1 protein-coding gene is annotated in these 388 nt (G+C 54.6%); it reads right to left on the bottom strand.

Features of this window, described 5'->3' with window-relative positions:
* On the bottom strand, window positions 1-388 hold a 388-nt coding region (locus AB4Z23_RS28895; RefSeq protein ID WP_441361360.1), incomplete at both ends, for a sugar nucleotidyltransferase.

Genomic DNA, 388 nt, shown 5'->3' with positions numbered 1-388 from the left:
TGTCAGGAGTGCCGGTATCGAGCCAAGCATAGCCACGGCCCATGATGGATACTTTCAGCTTTCCGCGTTCCAGATAGGTGCGATTTACATCGGTTATCTCATATTCGCCGCGTGCGGACGGTTTGAGATTGGCGGCGATATCGACCGCATCGGAATCATAAAAATAAAGTCCGGTAACAGCCCAATTGGATTTGGGGGCTAGGGGCTTCTCTTCGATGGACAGTGCACGCATTTCTCCATCGAATTCAACGACGCCATAACGTTCGGGATCGTTGACGTGGTAGGCGAAGACCGTCGCTCCGTCGGTAACGCTCGTACCAGTATCGAGGAGCTCCGGCAGGCCGTGCCCGTAATAGATGTTGTCGCCGAGGATCAAGCAGGACGGGGA

It is taken from the genome of Agrobacterium sp. MCAB5 (genome assembly GCF_052114365.1).
GTDB classification, from domain to species: domain Bacteria; phylum Pseudomonadota; class Alphaproteobacteria; order Rhizobiales; family Rhizobiaceae; genus Agrobacterium; species Agrobacterium tumefaciens.
The sequence above is the reverse complement of the archived record's forward strand: the minus strand, read 5'-3'. Positions and strand labels throughout refer to the sequence as shown.